The following is a 19,238-nucleotide window of genomic DNA, read 5'->3' on the forward strand; positions in this document are numbered from 1 at the left end:
TTTTCCCACCGATGCACCCCGCATTACGCGGTAAATGCACCCTTTATAATATGTACCATCCAGCGCCCGCTGTCAAGAGGGGTCACCTCGGCAACGTCAAAACGAACCGGTTCATCACTCTGTCCGGTGTGCTGGAGATAATATTCTGCGGTGCGGATGAGCCTGCGCTGCTTGGCAATGGTCACGGCCGCAGCAGGTGCGGCCAGCGGGTCGGGGCTGCGGGTCTTGACCTCACAGAGCACCAGTGTGCCGTCCGGCTCCCGCAGGATGAGGTCGATTTCCCCCATCCGGGTGCAGTAGTTGTGGGCTACCAGCTCACATCCCTGCTTCTGGTAATACCGCGCGGCCACAGCCTCGCCGGTGCGGCCGGTCTCGGCCCGATCCATCACTTGCCCTCCGGCCAATAGCCCTGCTTTTTCAGGAAGCTGCGGCGGTAGAAGGGCTGGATCCCGTACTGCTCGATCAGTTCATAATGGAGCTTGGTCGGGTAACCCTTGTGTTTTGCCAGCTGATACTGCGGGTACTGCTTGTCCAGCTCCATCATATAGCGGTCACGGCTGACCTTTGCCAGGATCGATGCCGCGCCGATGCTGGCGCTGGTGGCATCGCCCTTGACCACCGGCTGGGCGGGGATCTCCATCGCAGCCGGGACACGGTTGCCATCCACCAGCACAAGATTCGGCACAATGTCCAGCCCTTCCGCAGCCTGCTTCATGCCGCTCATGGTGGCATTCAGGATATTATCCCGGTCGATGATCTCCGGGCCTACAAAGACGATCTTATAGGCCAGCGCCTTGTCAAGGATCTCATCAAAGAGGGCTTCCCTTTTTTTCTCGGTCAGCTTCTTGGAGTCGTTGATGCCGTACACCGGCTTCTCCGGGTCAAGGATACAGGCCGCCACAACGACCGGGCCGCACAACGGGCCGCGGCCCGCTTCGTCCACACCGGCAAAAAAGCCGTACTGTGCACGGATAGCCGCATCATATTCGTACAGAGGGGCAGAGATCTCCTCGTCAGAACGCCGTTTCATTCGTCGTCCTCCTCGGCAAAATCCGCCAGATCGTCCCGCTGGGGCGGGCGCTCCAGAGAGATGCGGCCCCACTTGCAGGCACGGAACTCGTCCACCAGCATAATGGCACAGCGCTCGGTGTTCACCTCGCCGCCGCGCACCAGCAGACCGCGCTTGCGGCCGATGGCCTCCAGCAGTTCGTAGGGCGGCAGGGCCAGCGTCTCTGCATCCAGCTTGTAGCGCTGGGCCACGAGGTCGGGGTAATTGCGGCGCACCTCATCCAGCAGATTCATGGCCAGCTCTTCCACATCCAGAATATCATCCTTGATGGAGCCGATGAAGGCCAGATTGGAGGCAATGGTCTTGGAATCAAACTTTTTCCAGAGCACGCCGGGCATATCCAGCAGGTCAAACTTTTCGGTGCTGACCCACTGCTTGCCCTTGGTCACGCCGGGGCGGTCGGCCGCCTTGGCACGGGCAGAACCTGCAAAGGTGTTGATGAAGGTGGATTTGCCCACGTTGGGGATGCCGCAGAGCATCACCTGAGTTTTGGCACCACCCATACCACGGTTCTGGCGGCGCTCCAGCAGCGAGGCCAGCTCCTTTTCAATGGCGGTCTGCACCGCCTTGGCACCGCCCTTCTGCTTGGCGCTGATGGCCACGCAGCCTGCATCGGCGGCGCGGAAGTATCTGATCCACTCCTCTGTCACAGCAGGATCGGCCAGATCTGCCTTGTTCAGCACATAGAGCTTGGGTTTGCGGGCCGTAATGCGCTCCACCTCGGGGTTCAGGCTGGAAAGTGGGATGCGGGCATCCAGCAGCACCAGACTGGCATCCACATGCTGGATCTCCGTCTCCATCATCCGCAGGGTCTTGGTCATGTGGCCGGGGAACCATTGGATGTTATATTGATTTGCAAAGCGGGTATCGTTGTTCATTTTACCACCCCAAAATCCGAAAAGGGCAAAAAGCAGAGTAGCACTTTGCCCAGAATATCGCGTTCATCAATGCAGCCCACATAGGACGAGCGGCTGTCCAGCGAGGCGTTGCGGTTATCGCCCATCACAAACACCGTGCCCTCCGGCACCGTGTACGGGAACGTTACGTCATAGCCAAGATAGGTCGGTTCAGCGATATAGGCTTCCTGCAGCACTTCCCCGTTCACCGAGACCGTGCCCGCCTGATAATCAATGTTCACCACATCGCCGCCCTTGGCAATGACACGCTTGACCAGCGGCTTACCGTAGGCCGTGTAGCTGTCCACGATGACCACATCGCCCCGCTGGGGCTCGTAGCCTGCGCCCCAGACGATCAGCTTATCGCCGTTCTGCAAGGTGGGCACCATGGATTCGCCGTCCACCTGAATGATGCGGAAGAACAGTGAGAATACCAGCACCAGCACCAGCGCGGCGGAGATCAGCGCCTCGTACCACTCAAACACATTCTGTCCGCGCACAGTTTCCTGTGTTGAAGCATGCTTTTCCATTTCCCGATGCACCTCACAATCTTGTCTGGCCCGGAATAAAGAAAAAAGGGACAACAAGTTGTCCCTTTTCTCCCGGTTTTACGCGGGGATCATCAAATATCGCTCTTGACCTTAGCAGCCTTGCCGGTACGACCACGCAGATAGAACAGCTTGGCGCGGCGGACCTTGCCCTTGCGGACAACGGTGACCTTCTCGACGAAGGGGCTGTTGATGGGGAAGACACGCTCAACGCCGACACCGTAGGAAACGCGGCGAACGGTAAAGGTCTCTGCAACGCCGCCGTGCTTCTTAGCAATGACGGTGCCCTCGAAAGCCTGGATACGCTCACGCTCACCTTCCTTGATGCGAACGTCAACGCGGACGGTATCGCCAACGTTGAACTGGGGCTTCTCAGCCTTGATGCTGCCTTCAGAAATAATCTTCAGTGCGTCCATTTTTGAATCCTCCATTTGTTTTTAGACGTTCATGCACGGCACCTTGCCGTCAGAGGACCGCCCGTTTAATGATATTGTCATTAACCCCGCTGTGGTATCAGCGGACACTAACGCCTTAATAGGATAGCACAAAACGCCCGTAAAATCAAGCGATTTGCCCAAAATAATCCCAAAAATTTTCTGTTCTGCCCAAAAGGCATTCTTTGCCCGGGAAATCAGGCAAAGAGCTGCCGATCCGCCGTCAGGAAGCGCTTGCGCAGGATGCCTGCGCTGGCGGCAGGCAGACCAAACTTTTCTTCCAGAAAGCCGGTGAGCAGTGAGGGATTCAGGTTCAGCTCCTGTGCGGCAGGCAGGCAGAGCTCCATGCAGACACGATCCCCTGCGGTGGTATATTCCACCTGCGGGATGTGATCCTTGAGCTCCACGATCTTTTTGCCCTTTTTGCTGTGCTTTTCCACCGGGGCGCTTTCCAGCGCGTTATACTGTTCCAGCACAGCCGCTGCCGCTGCCGGGTAGGTGATCTGGTAGCAGGCAAAGGCGATGAGGTCAGCCTTCATCTGCACCGGGCCCACATGGGTGATGCGGATGCCGGTGGGCATGATGGCATTCAGTTCGGTCTGCCACTGGGCAAAGTCCGGGTTCTCAGCCTCGGTCTTGACATCCACGCATTCGCACTCGCTCTCCTGCCCCAGCGAAAGCGGGCAGGCAAAGGTCATGTAGATGTGGGGGTTGAAGCCCAGCGTGTGCCACACAGGCAGGCCGCTGCGCTTGAGCACCCGCTGCATCACCCGCTGCAGATCCAGCAGGGAGATGTAGGAGGCCTCATTCTTCTTCTCAAACGAGATTCTGACTGTAATCAAAGCAGGGACCTCCTAACAGATGATTGGCACCGCAGCCATGGCAGGCGCGGTTGCAGGGCTGGGTGGTCTGGGCGGCAAGGGCCTTGTTGTACTCCCGCACCAGATATTCATGGGTCACACCGTAGTCCATGTGGCTCCACGGGGTCACCTCGTCCAGCCCAATGGGACGCTGGCAGTAGAACTTGGGATCAATGCCCAGATCCTCAAACACCTGCATCCAGGTATCATACTTGAAGCACTCTTCCCAGCCGTCAAAGTAACAGCCTCGTTTGTAGGCTTCCAGAATAACAGGAGCCAGACGGCGGTCGCCCTTGGCGAATACGCCCTCCAGAAAACTGGTGGTGCTGTCGTGATAGTTCACCTTGATCTTGCGGCTGTGGACGCTTTCCAGCAGGTGCTTCTGCTTGGCCTGCAGGCTTTCCTCCGTGTCCATAGGCACGAACTGGAAAGGCGTATGGGGCTTGGGCACAAAGCAGGCACAGCTGATGGTCACCTGCACGCCCCTGCCCTTGGCGTGCCTGGGGTTGGAGTAATAGAGATCTACCACCTTCTGGGCGGTCTCGGCAATCCCCTCGATGTCCTCCATCGTCTCGGTAGGCAGACCCATCATAAAGTAGAGCTTGACCGAGGAATAGCCGTTGGCAAAGGCCAGCGAGCAGGTCTTTTCGATCTCATCCCAGGTAACATTCTTGTTGATGACATCCCGCAGGCGCTGGGTACCGGCCTCGGCCGCAAAGGTCAGGCCGCTCTTGCGCACCTTTGTGGTCTTTTCGATCAGGCTCTGGGAGAAGTTGTCCATCCGCAGGGAGGGCAGCGAGAGGCTGACGTGCTCCTTGGGGGCCCACTCGTTCAGATCATCCAGCAGTTCTTCCAGCTGGCCGTGGTCGGAGGTGGACAGGCTGGACAGGCTCAGCTCCTCATAGCCGGTGTTGGCACACAGATCCTGTGCTGCCTTATTCAGCAGGCTGGCATCCCGCTGGCGCATGGGGCGGTACAGGAAGCCCGCCTGGCAGAACCGGCAGCCGCGCACACAGCCGCGCAGCACCTCAATGCTGGCACGATCCTGGATGGCCCCCACCATGGGCACAACAAAGTTCGTTGGCGGGGCAAACTCATTCAGATCCTTGATGATGGCCTTGGTGATAACCGCCGGGATGCCCGGCTCGTTGGGGGTAATGGCTTTGACCCGGCCGTCCTCAAAGTAGGTCACATCGTAGAAGGCAGGGATATAGACCCCGGGGATCTTTGCAATGCGGCGCAGCAGCTCCTTTTTGGAGACGCTGCCCTCTTTCTTGGCGCGCTCGATCTCGGCGCAGATGGAAGGCAGCTGGTTCTCACCCTCACCCAGCTGGATGACATCAAAGAAATCCGCAATGGGCTCCGAGTTGCAGGCGCAGGGGCCGCCCGCCACGATCAGGGGCCAGTGCTCGTCGCGGTCCTTTGCGTAGAACGGAATGTGCGCCAGATCGAGCATGGCCAGAATGTTGGTATAGGAAAGCTCGTACTGCAGGGTAAAGCCCACCGCATCAAAATCGGTCAGGGGGTCCTTGCTCTCCATGGTGTACAGGGGCAGGTCCAGCCGCTCCATCTCAGCCTTCATATCCAGCCAGGGCATAAAGGCCCGCTCACACCACCAGTTCTCGTGGCTGTTGAGCAGCTCGTACAGGATCTTCTCACCGAGGAAGGACATTCCCACCTCGTAGGTATCCGGGAAGCAGAATGCAAACCGGACATCCACCTTTTCTTTGTCTTTATACACGCTGCCCGGTTCGCCGCCGGTGTAACGGCCCGGCTTCTGTACCCGGCCCAGCGCTTCTTTCAGCTTGGGATCAAACATCAAGTTCCTCCATTGACAGAACAGTTTTACTTCATTCATTTTATTGTACCCGATTCTGCCGGGAAATGCAATCATTGTTTTGGAGCAGCGACCAGCCGCACGCCGCCAGCTGTGCCCCATCCAGCGGCGGGATGGGCAGGAGGTTGAAGGCCCCGGTCAGGAGGTTGGCCGCCAGAAAGGCACTGGCCCGGATGGTGGCCCGCTGTTCCAGCCGAAGCATCCAGAGCCCGGCCAGCACCAAATTCACCGCAGGGCCTGCCGCGGCAAGGAGAGCGGTCTGCCACAGGGTCATTTCCCTGCCCCGGGTGCGCATACAAAAGCCGGTAAGGGTGACTTCAATGACCGGAAACTGCCCAAACAGGGCAAGATATATCCCGATGTGCCCCCACTCATGCAGGAATGCTGCCAGCAGCCCCAGCCGCAGAAACCCGCTTGCATCGAAATAGAGCAGAACGTACAGCGTCCCGCAGAGCAGCAGTGGGTCCCGGAACACAAGCGGCCCGTACCGGAACCGATGCCGCATCACGGCAGGCTCAGTGCGGCAGAAGGATCATACCGGATGCCGCCTGTCAGAAATTCAAAGTGCAGGTGTGCCCCGGTGGCACGGCCCGTCTGTCCGGCAGTGCCCAGCCGCTGGCCTGCTGCAACCACCTCCCCGGCCCGGACATAGAGATACTGCATGTGGGCATAGAGCGTTTCCTGCCCGTCCCCATGGGTCAGCCGGACATAGTTGCCGTAAGCGGCTCCACGCCGGGCGGCGGTCACCACGCCGTCCAGTGCCGCAAGGACCGGTGTGCCCTCCCCGCAGGCAAGATCCACGCCCCGGTGGAAGGCTTTTTCCCCGGTAAAGGGATCTTTTCGCCAGCCGTAGGGGTCAGAGACCCGCCATGCTGTGGTTTCCAGCGGGAAGCAGAGCGTCTGCCCCGGCTTTGCCTGTTTCAGGCTGGCTCCCACCGGGACATTTTTGCCCGCACAGACTGGGAGCACCCTGCCCGCCAGCAGAATGATCAGCAGCACCGTCAGAGCCAGCACCGCCGCCAGTTGATATCGCTTGTGTTTCCCTGCTCGTCCATGTTTTGCCTGCATCTTTTCGCCCTCCGTTCTGGAAAGTGTATGCAGAAGGAAGATCACTGAGAACCAAAACACCCCCTGGGAGATTTCCCAGAGGGTGCTCGTTCCGTATTTACCGGCGGAGCCAGTCATGGAGCCGCCGGAAGAGGCTGGGGTGGCCGTGCCGTTCCGCGCGATCAACAACGTGCGGAGCGGGTGCGCTCTGCACAGCCGGAGCAGGTGCTGCTTTCACCGTGGCAGGCTGTTTTGCTGGTTCTGCGGGCTGCTCCGCCACCTGAATCGGCTCCGGTCTCGTTTCGGGCTCAGACGGCCGTTCCGGTGCCTTTATTTCAGGCTGCTCCGGTTCTGCCGCAGAAGCGGTATCCCGGGCGAGCCAGTCATCCCGGAGCAGATCGTACATGTCCATCTGGCCGTTGACAAGGGGCTCACCGGGGGCCGCTTTCACCTTCTGATAGCTGCCGTCTGCCCGCATCTCCCGGGCATTGACGTTATCCCGCAGCTGCAGCTGCAGGATATCGCTCAGCTTTTGGATGAGGACAGGATCCTCCACCCGGACACCCACCTCCACGCGGCACTCGGTGTTGCGGGTGAGGAAATCGCCGGAGGCGATATAGATGCGGGTGGTCACGCCATCGTAGAAGCTGTAGATGCGGCCATGCTCAAGGTAGCGGCCCACCAGACTGCGGATATGCAGGTTCTCGGTCTTACCTGGCACCTCGGCGCGGACACAGCAGATGCCGCGCACGATCATATCAATGCGGACCCCCGCACAGCTGGCTTCTTCAAGCTTCAGGATGATATCCCGGTCCGAGATGGAGTTGTTTTTCAGGATCATGGATGCCGGGCGGCCCAGCTTGGCTGCATTGATGACCCGGTCCATCTCGTCCAGCAGCACGCTCTTGAAGCGCAGAGGAGCCACCAGCATCTTCTCGGTGGTCTCCGTCAGTTTCTGCACGGCAAGGTTCTGGAACACGTTGGAGGCTTCCTCACCGATGCCCAGATCTGCCGTGATGAACGAATAATCGGTATAGAGCTCGCTGGTCTTTTCGTTGTAGTTGCCGGTGCCGATCTGGGTGATGTAGCTGTAGCCCTGCGGGCCCTTCTTGGTGATGAGGGTCAGCTTGGAGTGCACCTTGTAATCATCAAAGCCATAGAGAATGGTACAGCCAGCCTCTTCCAGCTGCTTGGACCAGTCGATGTTATTCTGCTCGTCAAAGCGGGCACGCAGCTCCACCAGAGCCACCACTTCCTTGCCGTTTTCGGCGGCTTCGATCAGGGCCTGCACGATCTGGGATTCCCGCGCCATCCGGTAAAGGGTCATCTTAATGGAAATGACCTCCGGATCCCGCGCGGCCTTTTTCAGCATCGCGATGAAGGGACGGATGGACTGATACGGATAACTGAGCAGGACATCGTGCTTTTCCACCTCGGCGGCAAGGTCATAATCCTGGGGCGGCAGCATGGGCCGGGCCGAGGGATAGAATAGCTCCGGGTTGCCCTCGGCCTCCATTTTACCGGTGAGCTTGTAGAAGAAGCTCAGATCCAGTGGGCTCTTCTGGGCGAATACCCGCTTATGACTCAGCTCTAATTTGTCGCAGAGGAGACGCAGGATCTCCTGCGGGGCCGTGGGAGTTACCTGCAGGCGGACAGCGGCCAGCTTGCGGCGGCGCTTGAGCAGGTCGGCCATGATCTCGCGGTAATCGATATCATGGTCCATCATGCCCTCTTTTACATCAATGTCGGCGTTGCGGGTGACGCGGAACAGGCACTTTTCCTGGACGGCATCCTTGCCAAAGATGAGGGACGCATAGTGGAGCACCAGTTCCTCTGTCAGGGCAAACTCGGTCTTGCCCTCCCGGCGCACCAGGATCAGCCGCTCCATCTGGCTGGAAATGGGGATCATGCCAAGGCTCTGGCCCTCTTTTTCCTTGAGCAGAGCACCGAGGTAGATTTCCTTATTGCGCAGGAATGGGAACGGGTGGCGGTTGTCCACGATCTGCGGGCTGAGGATGGGGAACAGCTCGTTCTGGAAGTATTTTTTCCAGAAACGCTCCTGCTCCTTATCCATCCCATCGAAATCCACTTTTTTATAGCCGCAGGCATCCAGATTTTCCAGCGCTTTCTCGTAGTATTTATCGCAGTCCTCCTGCAGATGGGCAACTTTGGGCATGATGGCGTTCAGCTGTTCCTCGGCCGTCATGTTGGTCTTGTTCTCACGCTTGTCCTTATCTTTCTGACTGCGTGCAAGGTTGGCGCGCTCCTGCAGGGAGCCCACACGCACCATGAAAAATTCATCCAGATTGGAGCCATAAATGGCAAGGAATTTCACCTGCTCCGCCAGCGGGACATTCTTATCCTTGCCCAGCACCAGCACACGGCGGTTAAAGTCCAGCCAGCTGAGTTCACGGTTGATGAAGATCGTATCCTCTTTCATAGTAGTTTACTCCCTTTTTCCCTGACCTGCGGCTTTCGCCGCAGCGCTTCAGCTCACATAAGCAAGCCCATCCCACTCTTCCACCACCGCTTCTGTCAGGCCGGGCACGGCGGCGGCCTCTTCCACCGCAGCAAAGTGCCCGTACTGCTCCCTGTATTCGATGATGGCCCGGGCGCGCTGTTCCCCCACCCCCGGCAGGGTGCAGAGAGCGTCCTGCCCGGCGGTGTTCAGATCGACCCGTGCCAGCTGGATGAGCGGTGTTTCACTCCCGGCTGCACGGCCCGGCCCTGTCTGCCGCGGAACGGCAAACCCAAACGCCAGCGCGACGCATACCGCGCAAACAAGGGCCGCTGTCCACAGAAATCTCTGTTCCGTTTTTGTGAGAATGGCTTTCTTCATCCCATTGTACCCGACTTTCTCTGAAAAAGAAAGCCCTCTGCGGAGAATTTGCAGAGAGCTTTACAATGATTTTACGCAGAAGTTTCCGCACGGCGCACCATGCCATACAAAAGCTCTGCCGCTGCACCGGCATCGTGGTCAGTCAGGGTCATCCGGTTGGCGGCAAGACGCAGTTCAGGCGCGGCATCCGCAGGCACAACGCTCTCCCCCGCCAGATGGACAAGGTCGAGCATCTGGGTGCAGCCGGCCAGCACCGTCAGCTGCTCGGCGGCATAGCCGGAGGGAGGGCAGACGGCGTTGAGCATGGCACTGCCTGAGACAAGGCCCGGGGTAAGCACCAGCGTATCCGGTGCAAGGCGCTCCGCATGCAGGAAGGCTGCCGCGTCCCCCAACGCCTTTTGCAGCGTGGGCAGAATGGGCATCTGCTTTTTGTCCTGATAGAACAGGATGCGCAGCACGTCCTCGCCCTTGACATCGGCGGCGTTGCTCAGCACAAAGGGAGTCCACTCCTGCTTGAGGTGGAACACCAGTCCCTCGCTCATCCGCACAGCGCGGGTGGAGCCATCGCGCATCTGCAGGGCAATGCCAACGCCGGACAGGGAGGGCAGTTTCTTCAGGACAGACTCCTCCATCCCCTCAAAGCTGCACAGCGCGGTGCCGGAGCCCTCCGAAAAGTTGTAGGCCAGTGTGCCGCCGCAGACCAGTGCGGGCGCACTGAGCCGCACCCCGCCCAACAGAGAGCGGACCGCCCGGGGCGAGCGCTGAGAGAAAACGGTCAGCCTGCCGCCCCTGCTGGCAAAAAGCTGCAGCACGTCCCGCTGGAGCTGAGGCAGATTGCCTGTAGCATCCAGCAGCAGGCTGTCCAGATCACAGAGGACTAGGGTCTGGTCAATGGTCGTCTCTTTCATAGGGTATTTCCTCCTGTGCGCTGACGGAGCGTTGTCAAGAAGCGGGTGAAGTAATCCGGCAGCTCAGAATCGAACCGCAGGTGTTCCCCCGTGATGGGGTGAACAAACCCCAGCGTTTTTGCATGCAGGCACTGACCATGCAGGCTGGTGATGCAGTTGTGGGGGCCGTACACCGGGTCGCCCGCCACCGGGTGGTGGATGGAAGCCATGTGAACGCGGATCTGGTGGGTACGGCCCGTTTTTAGGCGGCACTCCAGCATCGTGAACTCGCCCAGCCGTTCCAGCACCTTGTAGCCGGTATAGGCGTACTTTGTGTGGGGCTCACTGGCCGGATAGACCGCCATCTTCTTGCGGTCGGTCTTGCTGCGGCCCAGGTTGCTCTCCACAAAGCCCTCATCCTGGGCAAAGCCGCCATAGACGATGGTATTGTAGGCCCGCTCCACGCTGTGCACTGCCATCTGCTGGGAAAGGCCGATGTGGGTTGCATCATCCTTTGCCACCACCAGCAGACCGCTGGTGTCCTTATCGATGCGGTGGACGATGCCGGGCCGGATCTCGCCGCCAATGCCGGAAAGGCTGCCCTTGCAGTGCCAGAGCAGAGCGTTGACCAGGGTGCCGTCCGGGTTGCCGGGAGCCGGGTGGACGACCATCCCTTTGGGCTTGTTGACCACCAGAAGGTGTGCATCCTCATAGATGATGTCCAGCGGGATCTCCTGCGGCACAGCTTCGATGGGCTTTGCGTCGGGGATCTCCAGCAGGATGATATCCCCTGCCTTGAGCTTCAGGCTCTTGGCCGGGGCCTTGCCGTTGCAGAGCACATGGCCCTCCGCCACAAGGCCCTGCAGGGCGCTGCGGGAAAGGCCGGTATCCTCGCCGCTCAGAAAGCGGTCGATGCGCTGGCCTGCGCCCTCGGCTTCTACGATGTATTCACGCTGCTCCATGGCTTACTGCTCCTTCGGGCCCTTTTTCGTATCCTCGTGCAGCTCCTCCAGGAAAATGACCAGCACCCAGAGTGCCACACCAACGCAGACACAGATATCTGCAAAATTGAACACTGCGAACCGCATGAACAGCAGGTTGATGTAATCCACCACCTCGCCGTTCAGCACACGATCGATCAGGTTGCCGATGCCGCCGCCCAGCACCAGGATGAGTGCGGCCTGCTGCAGACGGTTGTTCCGGCTGCGGAAGAACAGCCAATAAGCCACCAACAGCAGCGCTGCGCTGGTTGCAACGATCAAAAACAGCTGCTTACCGCTGAGCAGGCTGAATGCCATGCCCTGATTGAGCACGAACCGCAGCTCCACCACATGGGGGATCAGCGGCATTGCGCCCACCGGCTGCAAAGCGCTGACAGCCCAGAACTTGATGGCCTGATCGAGGCCGACCAGCGCCGCAACGCACAGCAGATTGAAGATCACAAATGCCATAAAAATACTCCCAACGGCGGCATGCTGCCGCCTGTGTTCTGATACCAAAAAGCGGCGCTCCCTGCTCGAAAGGAGCGCCGCAGCGTTTATTTCAGGAAAGCTTATGCTTCCACCACGCTTGCGCAGCGTGCGCAGAGGGTGGGATGTGCGGCGTGGGTACCGATGTCTGCGGAATACTTCCAGCAGCGCTCGCACTTTTCGCCGGTGGCATGTGCAGCAGCAACGCCCAGACCCTCAACAGCGGAGGCGGAACCACCCTCGCCCTTGACCAGCTCCACATGGGAGACGATCATCAGGTCAGCCAGCTCGTCCATGGGAATGCTGTTCAGCAGGTCATAGACGGCATCATTGCAGTACAGGGTAACGGAAGCTTCCAGAGAAGCACCGATGGTCTTTTCTGCACGGGCCTGCTCCAGCACCTTCTTGACCTCGTCACGGACAGCAATGAGCTGTGCCCACTTGGCCTTGAAGGCATCGTCTGCAGCGTACTGGCCTGCCTTGGGCATTGCCTCGAACACAACGTACTTGTTCATGCCTTCGGTCTTGGGCAGGAAGTCCCAGATCTCCTGGCTGGTGAAGCAGAGGATGGGGGCAATGATCTTGTCCAGTGCGACCAGGATCTTGTACATGGTGGTCTGGGCAGCCTTGCGGCCCACACCATTGGTGCAGTACAGGCGGTCCTTGGTCACATCCAGGTAGAAGTTGGACATGGCAACAACGCAGAAGTTGTAGACGGCGTGATAGACCTTGTTGAAGTCATACACATCGTAGCCCGCCTTGGCATTCACGATCAGGTCATCCAAAGCGGCCAGTGCCCAGCGGTCGATCTCCTGCAGCTGGTCATCCGCCACACAATCGGTGTTGGGGTCAAAGCCATCCAGATTGCCCAGAATGAAGCGGGCGGTGTTGCGGATCTTGCGGTAAGCCTCGCTCAGCTGCTTGAAGATATTCTTACCGGCGCGCACATCCACAGTGTAGTCGGAAGAAGCGACCCACAGGCGGATGATATCCGCACCGTAGTCCTTGATGATCTCGCTGGGCTCCACGCCGTTGCCGGCGCTCTTGTGCATCTGCTTGCCCTGCTCGTCCACGACCCAGCCGTGGCACAGAACGGACTTATAAGGTGCGCAGCCCTTGGCAGCCACGCTGGTCAGCAGGCTGGACTGGAACCAGCCGCGGAACTGGTCACCGCCCTCCATATACATGTCGGCCGGGAAGCTCAGCTCCGGGCGCTCCTCCAGCACGGCAGCGTGGGTGGAACCGGAATCGAACCAGACATCCATGATGTCGGTATCCTTGGTCCACTCGGAAGCGCCGCACTTCTCGCAGACTTCACCTGCGGGGATGATCTGCTCTGCCTCATACTTGTACCAGGCATCGGAGCCTTCCTTGCGGAACAGCTCGCTGACAGCCTTGATGGTGGCATCGGTGATGTGGTAAGCGCCGCACTTCTTGCAGTAGAAAGCCGGGATGGGCACACCCCAGGTACGCTGACGGCTGATGCACCAGTCGTTGCGGTCACGGACCATGCCCTTCATGCGGTCGTGGCCCCAGTCAGGCATCCACTTCACGGTGTCGATGGCCTTGTAGACATCGTCACGGAACTTGGCAACAGAGCAGAACCACTGCTCGGTGGCACGGAAGATGATGGGGTTGTGGCAGCGCCAGCAGTGGGGGTACTGATGCTTGATGTGCACCTGACCCATGATGACACCGGCTTCGGTCAGGTCGGCCAGAATGGTCTTGTTGGCAGCCCAAACACGCTGACCTGCGTACTTACCGGCCAGCTCCGTCAGGCAGCCAGCGTCGTCCACAGGAACAGTGATGGGCACGTTGTATTTCTGAGAAACATTGAAGTCGTCCACGCCGTGGCCGCCTGCGGTGTGGACGCAGCCGGAACCGCTTTCCAGCGTGACATGGTCACCCAGGATGACAGTACCCTCCTTGGGCAGGTAGACGTGATGATAGCGCATCAGCTCGAACTCGGCGCCGGAAACAGGCTCGCCCACGATCTCGTAGTTCTCAATATGGCAGGCATCCATCACGCTCTTGACCAGCTCGGTGGCCATGATATGGTACTCCTCGCCGATCTTGACAAAGGAATACTCAAAGGCACCGTTCAGGCAGATGGCCTCGTTGGCGGGCAGGGTCCAGGTGGTGGTGGTCCAGATCACGAAGTAGGTCTTATCCATCGGGATGCCGTGCTTTGCCAGCACACCGTTGGGGTCCTGAGAAACGTGGAAGCGGACGAAGATGGAATCGCAGTCGTCCTCGCCGTACTCGATCTCGGCCTCAGCCAGAGCGGTGCGGCAGTCGGGGCACCAGTACACAGGCTTCAGGCCCTTATAGATGTAGCCCTTCTTGGCCATCTCGCCAAAGATCTCGATCTGGCGGGCCTCGAACTCAGGCTTCAGGGTCAGGTAGGGGTGCTCAAAGTCACCGATAACGCCCAGACGCTTGAACTGGTCGCTCATAATGTCGATATGCTCGGTGGCAAACTTTTCGCAGATCTGGCGCAGCTCCAGCTTGGAGATGTCCTTCTTCTTCTCGCCCAGAGAGGACAGAGCCTTCAGCTCAATGGGCAGGCCGTGGGTATCAAAGCCGGGCACATAGGGAGCCTGGAAGCCCTCCATGTTCTTGTCGCGGATGATGATATCCTTGATGATCTTGTTCAGGGCGGTGCCCATGTGGATGTTGCCGTTTGCATATGGAGGACCGTCGTGCAGGACAAACTTGGGCTTGCCGTCGTTGTGCTTGATCAGATTGTTGTACAGGTCGTTCTTCTCCCAATCCTCCAGCATGACGGGCTCCTTCTTGGGCAGACCGGCACGCATCTCAAACAGAGTCTTGGGCAGATTCAGGGTACTGTCGTACTGAGACTTATTCTTAGCCAATGGTTACACACTCCTCTAATTTACTAAAACGCTTTGGGATCACTCGCTGAACTTCACGCCCTTAAAAGCGGCGTAGTCCGGCGCTGCAGCCTCATCCTCGGCGGCAGGGGCCGGGGGCGGGTCGAGCTTGAGCTGGCTCTCGTCCTGTGCCCAGAACTCCTCGCTGGTCTTTTCATCCGCAGGGGTCTCGTCCTCAGCATCCACATCCGCTGCAGCGGGCTGTGCCTCGGCGATCTCCTCGGTCACAGCGGCGGCAGTGGTCTCGGCAGCTGCCGCCTCATCCTCGGCAGGAACATTCTCAGCGGGCTCCTCCTTCTGGAACTCAGGCAGACGGCTCAGAGACTCAACATGGCTGCGGTACAGGTTCAGCACATCGGACTTGAAGCGGGTCACTTCCAGCCGGACGCGGTCATACTCGCGCTCCTGGGCAAGCTTTTTCTCGTTTGCCTCGTTGATGATCTCATCCGCGCGGTCACTTGCTTTTTGCAGCAGCTCGTTGGCATCACGGATAATATCATCACCGCGCAGATTTGCGCGATGCAGGATCTCTTCCGACTTCTGGTTTGCTTCCCGGATGACATTCTCACCCATCCGCTGGGCATTGATCAGCGCGCTCTTGAGCATATCGCCGTCAGCCTCGTAGCTCTCCATTTCCTTGTGCAGACGCTGATTCTCGGCGGTCAGCTCAGCGATCTGGCGGCGCAGCTCCTCAGCCTGATCTTCATCCTGCTTCAGCTGCTCCTCTACTTTATCCAGGAAACGGTCCACCTCTTCGGTCCGGTAGCCGCGGATGTTCTTTTCAAACTGTGCAGCACGCACATCCTGCGGGGTCAGCATAGTGGTTTCCTCCCTTTTCATTCAATATTGAAAAAACTCGATGATCGATCGGTCTTTTTTGCTTTTTCCGGGCAGGGCCGTCAGGCCAAAGCGCCCCTTGCCGCGCACCGTGAATACATCACCCTCATACACCGGGGCGTGGGCACTTTCGGCAGGCAGATGGTTGATCTCCACCCGGCCCGCCGCGATCCACTCACACGCCTGCCCGCGGCCGCAATGGAGCATGGCCGCAAGCACAGCGTCCAGCCGCAAAGAGGACACGGTGGCTGTCTGCGTTTTGCGCTCTGCCTGTGGGAATTCAGGCACCTCATCCAGCGAAAGCAGCGTGGTGGTGACCTCTGTCCGGCCCACCTGCAGCAGTTCCCGGCAGATAAGCTCCCCCGCCGTTTCCAGCGCAAAGACATAGGCAGTGCCCGGTGTATCGGCCAGGAGCACGATGTCTCCCAGCGCTTCCCGACGCAGCTCCAGCCCCATCAGGCTGCCCAGATAATCCTTGTGGCCCGGCAGTGCCGCCCCGGAAAGGGTGCGGCAGGTCAGCTTCACACAGCACAGCGGGCTTGCAGGGTAGCAGCCCTCCGGCTCCAGGCAGAGCAGCTTCCGCTCTGCCCCGGGCCAGCCGCCCTCAAAATGATGGTCGCTCTCCGGCACATCGGCACGGTTCAGCGCCGCGCGGGCCAGATCCTGTTCCCTGTCGCTCAAAAAGCCGGAGTAGCGGGCAATGCCGCGTCCCTCGGCCGCGCGGGCCAGATCTTCTACATGGCGCATCAAAAAGCGCTCTTCATCGGTGCGGGCGGGCACAAAGCCCCGCACTGCCCTGGGAGCAGGATCAATAGAACGCGCCATTGTTCTCCAGCTCGTCCAGCAGATCGCCCATAATGTCCACGTTGTACGGGGTAATGATGAAAGTGCTGTTGGCAACGCGCTTGATCTGGCCGTTGTTGGCGTAAGCCACACCGGACAGGAAATCCACCAGACGGCGGGAAACTTCCTTGTTGGTAGACTCCAGATTCAGCACGACCGTGCGCTTGTTGTTCAGGTGGTCTGCAATGGTGCTGGCATCCTCAAAGCGCTCGGGCTTTACCAGAACGACCTTGAGCTGGGTGGTGGCGTGGATGTTGACCACCTTGTTCTTCTTCTGGGCACCCTCCACCGGCTCTTCCTCTGCATCGTCCATGCCAACGCCGAGACCGCTGTTGTTGTTCACCATCTGGGGGCCGTCGTCGATGTACTGATCGTCGTAATCGTCCTCACCGCCGAAAAGGCCCTTTTTGAGACTATCCACGAAAGACATAGTATCTGCTCCTTTCATTCAGGCAGCCGCAGCTGCCTGGCGCCTTTTGCAAAAGAGATGCAAATAGCTTTTACTATTATCGGATTTTTTGCCGCAGATGTCAATAACTACAAAAGTTTTCCATCATACAAATTTTGTCCGGAGACAATAATCTCGTCATAAAGCCGAACCTGACTGACAGAACCAGCCGTTCCGCTGGGCAAAACGATGAGGTCTTCACCGTCTGTGATCTGCGGGTGGACATCGTCCACAGGGTCGATGCGGCAGAAGCGGGCCAGGTTGCCGTACTTCACGTACACACCGGGGATGTAGTTCTCACCCTGACCTTCTGCCTCGGAGCCGTCCTCCTTAAGGTAGTGCACCGCGGCAGCAGGCACCCGCAGGCCGGTGTTGCGTCCCACGATGATCTGGGCATCGGCACAGTTCAGCCGGAGCACATCGCCGTTGATGATCTCGCAGGAGAGGACGAAGCGGGCAATGTCGTTCTCGGGATCAATGTTCACCTTGCTGACCTTTGCCTTGAGGGGCGTTTCCGCCTGACCGGGAAAGCGGATCTCAACGCTCTTGGTCAAGGGCTTGCCGTCCCTGCCCAGCAGCTTTTCCGCCTGTTTGGCCGAGCACACCCCGGCATAGTACCAGGTAAAGCCCGAAACGATCTTGCCTGCGCAGCCATCCAGCGCGATTTCCGGGGAGGATTCGACGTAAGCTTTCAGGTTGGCTGCATCCAGCGCAAGGATATCGGCAGAACCTGCGTTCAGCCGCCCGGAACTGGAGCTGCGGATGAAATAGCCCGTCTGCGGGGCCGTGATCTGGGACGGATTGCCCAGCTGGGACTGTACCGTGGCGGCCTGCTGGGTCAGCGCGGTGATCTGGTCAGAGAAGCTGGCCACCTCGCCGGTGATGACCCAGAGCTTGTTCTGGGCCAGAATGTAGTTTTCCTTCTCCGCATCGGTATCCTCGTAGTCCCCCGCATCCAGCGAATCCATCAGGTCGTACAGAGCAGCGGAACGGTTCTTGCGCAGGGATTCCAGCTGCACCGAAGTGGTGTTCTGGGAGCGCTGCAGCAGGTCGATCTGGTCATTGATCTGGGTCAGCTGCTGGCGCAGAGAAGCCTGCGCTGCATCGCTGTAGATCTCAGCCACCGCTGTGCCTGCCGAAACACGTTCGCCGTCTGCCACCAGATACCCCAGCGTGCCGCCGCCCGCAACGTAGCTTTCCTCAAACAGGAGCACGCCTTCGGCATCCACGGTGTCCTCCACCGTAGCCAGCAGGGCGGTCTCGTAGGTATTGGGCGGAAACAGCACCTGCATTGCCTGATAGCCCACATACAATGCCGCCAGCAGCAAAAACACGATAACGACAGCGGCCAGCGTTTTCAGTGCGCCGGAGATGCCCTCGCGGTTTTCTTCCTGCATATCGCTCATCCTTTCGCTAAAAATTCATTTGTGAGACGTGCAGCCTGTTCCCGGACATCCGGGGCCGAGGCATCCAGCCAGCAGATGCCTTCCATGTGGCGGAACCAGGTCAGCTGGCGCTTGGCATAGTTGCGGGAAGCCTGTTTCAGCTTTTCCACGCAAGGGGCAAGCGCACTCTCCCCCGCAAAGTAGGGGAAGAATTCTTTGTATCCGATGGCCTGGGCCGCCGTCTTATAGGTATCCCGGTGTTCCCACACACGTTTTGCCTCGTTCAGCAGATCCTGTTCCATCATCTGATCCACCCGCAGGTCGATGCGGCGGTAGAGCTGGGCGCGCTCCGGGAAATCCAGCCCAAGGATCAGAGAACGGTAGGGCTTTTCGGGCGGGAGTGAGTCCGCTTTCTGCTCACTGAGCTTTTTCCCGGTGGCGCGGTAATGCTCCAGCGCCCGCAGCACCCGGACATGGTTGTTCGGATGGATGGCCGCCGCCGTTTCGGGGTCCACCGCCTGCAGCTCCGCATACATGGCTTCCGGGCCTTTTTCATTCAGTTCTGCGGCCAGTTGTTCCCGCAAACCGTCCGGCGTTTTCTCAGCAGCAAAGCGGACACCATACAAAAAACTCTGGACATAGAGCCCGGTGCCGCCCACGAGGATGGGCAGATGCTCTCTGCTGGAGATCTCATGCTCCAGCGCTTCGGCCAGCGCGGTGTAATCCGCCACGCTGAACGGTTCATCAGGCTGCAGGATATCCACCCCATGGTGCGGAATGCCACGAGTCTCCTCGGGGGTCACCTTGGCGGTGCCCACATCAAGCCCTTTGTAGATCTGCATCGAATCGGCGCTGATAATCTCACCGCCGAACTGCTCGGCCAGTGCAACACCCAGCGCGGTCTTGCCGGAAGCCGTGGGGCCAACCACGGCCAGCACCGGGTGC

20 protein-coding genes are annotated in these 19,238 nt (G+C 59.2%); all 20 read right to left on the reverse strand.

Features of this window, described 5'->3' with window-relative positions:
- Positions 1-23: 23 nt before the first annotated feature.
- Positions 24-386, reverse strand: coding sequence for a YraN family protein (locus ACKXGA_RS02650; protein ID WP_117476163.1), 363 nt, complete (start codon positions 384-386; stop codon positions 24-26).
- Positions 386-1,030, reverse strand: a complete 645-nt coding sequence (gene rnhB, locus ACKXGA_RS02655; protein WP_117476162.1) for a ribonuclease HII — start codon at positions 1,028-1,030, stop codon at positions 386-388. Before rnhB ends, ACKXGA_RS02650 begins: the two co-directional genes overlap by 1 nt.
- Positions 1,027-1,947 carry a ribosome biogenesis GTPase YlqF gene (gene ylqF / locus ACKXGA_RS02660; RefSeq protein WP_154276099.1) on the reverse strand — a complete coding sequence of 307 codons (921 nt, stop codon included), beginning with the start codon at positions 1,945-1,947 and terminating at the stop codon, positions 1,027-1,029. Before ylqF ends, rnhB begins: the two co-directional genes overlap by 4 nt.
- Positions 1,944-2,495, reverse strand: coding sequence for a signal peptidase I (gene lepB / locus ACKXGA_RS02665; RefSeq protein WP_097771940.1), 552 nt, complete (start codon positions 2,493-2,495; stop codon positions 1,944-1,946). The genes ylqF and lepB overlap by 4 nt, the downstream gene beginning before the upstream one ends.
- Before the next feature lie 92 nt (positions 2,496-2,587).
- The gene (gene rplS / locus ACKXGA_RS02670) at positions 2,588-2,929 is read right to left on the reverse strand and encodes a 50S ribosomal protein L19 (RefSeq protein WP_035394456.1); all 342 of its coding nucleotides are present in this window, start codon (positions 2,927-2,929) and stop codon (positions 2,588-2,590) included.
- Between the two features lie 215 nt (positions 2,930-3,144).
- Positions 3,145-3,789, reverse strand: a complete 645-nt coding sequence (locus ACKXGA_RS02675; protein ID WP_097771166.1) for a TIGR03936 family radical SAM-associated protein — start codon at positions 3,787-3,789, stop codon at positions 3,145-3,147.
- Complete coding sequence (locus ACKXGA_RS02680; protein WP_097771167.1) at positions 3,764-5,626, reverse strand: TIGR03960 family B12-binding radical SAM protein; 1,863 nt, start codon at positions 5,624-5,626, stop codon at positions 3,764-3,766. Before ACKXGA_RS02680 ends, ACKXGA_RS02675 begins: the two co-directional genes overlap by 26 nt.
- Positions 5,627-5,666: 40 nt before the next feature.
- Entirely contained in the window at positions 5,667-6,149 is a 483-nt protein-coding gene (locus ACKXGA_RS02685) for a peptidase (protein WP_423730022.1), read from the reverse strand.
- Positions 6,149-6,712 carry a M23 family metallopeptidase gene (locus tag ACKXGA_RS02690; protein ID WP_423730023.1) on the reverse strand — a complete coding sequence of 188 codons (564 nt, stop codon included), beginning with the start codon at positions 6,710-6,712 and terminating at the stop codon, positions 6,149-6,151. Before ACKXGA_RS02690 ends, ACKXGA_RS02685 begins: the two co-directional genes overlap by 1 nt.
- 97 nt (positions 6,713-6,809) lie before the next feature.
- Positions 6,810-9,131 carry a polyphosphate kinase 1 gene (ppk1, locus tag ACKXGA_RS02695; RefSeq protein ID WP_423730024.1) on the reverse strand — a complete coding sequence of 774 codons (2,322 nt, stop codon included), beginning with the start codon at positions 9,129-9,131 and terminating at the stop codon, positions 6,810-6,812.
- Positions 9,132-9,179: 48 nt separating this feature from the next.
- Positions 9,180-9,530, reverse strand: a complete 351-nt coding sequence (locus tag ACKXGA_RS02700; RefSeq protein ID WP_423730025.1) for a ComEA family DNA-binding protein — start codon at positions 9,528-9,530, stop codon at positions 9,180-9,182.
- Positions 9,531-9,601: 71 nt separating this feature from the next.
- Positions 9,602-10,438 carry an HAD hydrolase family protein gene (locus tag ACKXGA_RS02705; RefSeq protein ID WP_423730026.1) on the reverse strand — a complete coding sequence of 279 codons (837 nt, stop codon included), beginning with the start codon at positions 10,436-10,438 and terminating at the stop codon, positions 9,602-9,604.
- On the reverse strand, positions 10,435-11,379 hold the full coding sequence (locus ACKXGA_RS02710) for an RluA family pseudouridine synthase (RefSeq protein WP_097771932.1): 945 nt from the start codon (positions 11,377-11,379) through the stop codon (positions 10,435-10,437). Before ACKXGA_RS02710 ends, ACKXGA_RS02705 begins: the two co-directional genes overlap by 4 nt.
- Positions 11,380-11,382: 3 nt before the next feature.
- A complete protein-coding gene (gene lspA, locus ACKXGA_RS02715; RefSeq protein WP_097771174.1) occupies positions 11,383-11,868 on the reverse strand; it encodes a signal peptidase II in 486 nt (161 codons plus the stop codon).
- Between the two features lie 101 nt (positions 11,869-11,969).
- The gene (ileS, locus tag ACKXGA_RS02720) at positions 11,970-14,762 is read right to left on the reverse strand and encodes an isoleucine--tRNA ligase (protein WP_423730027.1); all 2,793 of its coding nucleotides are present in this window, start codon (positions 14,760-14,762) and stop codon (positions 11,970-11,972) included.
- 39 nt (positions 14,763-14,801) lie between these two features.
- Positions 14,802-15,599 carry a DivIVA domain-containing protein gene (locus tag ACKXGA_RS02725; RefSeq protein ID WP_423730028.1) on the reverse strand — a complete coding sequence of 266 codons (798 nt, stop codon included), beginning with the start codon at positions 15,597-15,599 and terminating at the stop codon, positions 14,802-14,804.
- A 21-nt stretch (positions 15,600-15,620) separates the two neighbouring features.
- Positions 15,621-16,442 carry an RNA-binding protein gene (locus ACKXGA_RS02730; protein WP_423730029.1) on the reverse strand — a complete coding sequence of 274 codons (822 nt, stop codon included), beginning with the start codon at positions 16,440-16,442 and terminating at the stop codon, positions 15,621-15,623.
- Positions 16,426-16,890, reverse strand: coding sequence for a cell division protein SepF (locus ACKXGA_RS02735; RefSeq protein WP_035394461.1), 465 nt, complete (start codon positions 16,888-16,890; stop codon positions 16,426-16,428). The genes ACKXGA_RS02730 and ACKXGA_RS02735 overlap by 17 nt, the downstream gene beginning before the upstream one ends.
- A gap of 107 nt (positions 16,891-16,997) precedes the next feature.
- The gene (locus ACKXGA_RS02740; protein WP_423730030.1) at positions 16,998-18,305 is read right to left on the reverse strand and encodes an HlyD family efflux transporter periplasmic adaptor subunit; all 1,308 of its coding nucleotides are present in this window, start codon (positions 18,303-18,305) and stop codon (positions 16,998-17,000) included.
- A gap of 5 nt (positions 18,306-18,310) precedes the next feature.
- Positions 18,311-19,231: a tRNA (adenosine(37)-N6)-dimethylallyltransferase MiaA gene (gene miaA / locus ACKXGA_RS02745; RefSeq protein WP_423730381.1), complete on the reverse strand. Its 921-nt coding sequence runs from the start codon at positions 19,229-19,231 to the stop codon at positions 18,311-18,313.
- Between the last annotated feature and the right edge of the window lie 7 nt (positions 19,232-19,238).

The organism is Faecalibacterium hominis (ex Afrizal et al. 2022) (assembly GCF_049545105.1).
Taxonomy (GTDB): Bacteria; Bacillota; Clostridia; order Oscillospirales; family Ruminococcaceae; genus Faecalibacterium; species Faecalibacterium duncaniae.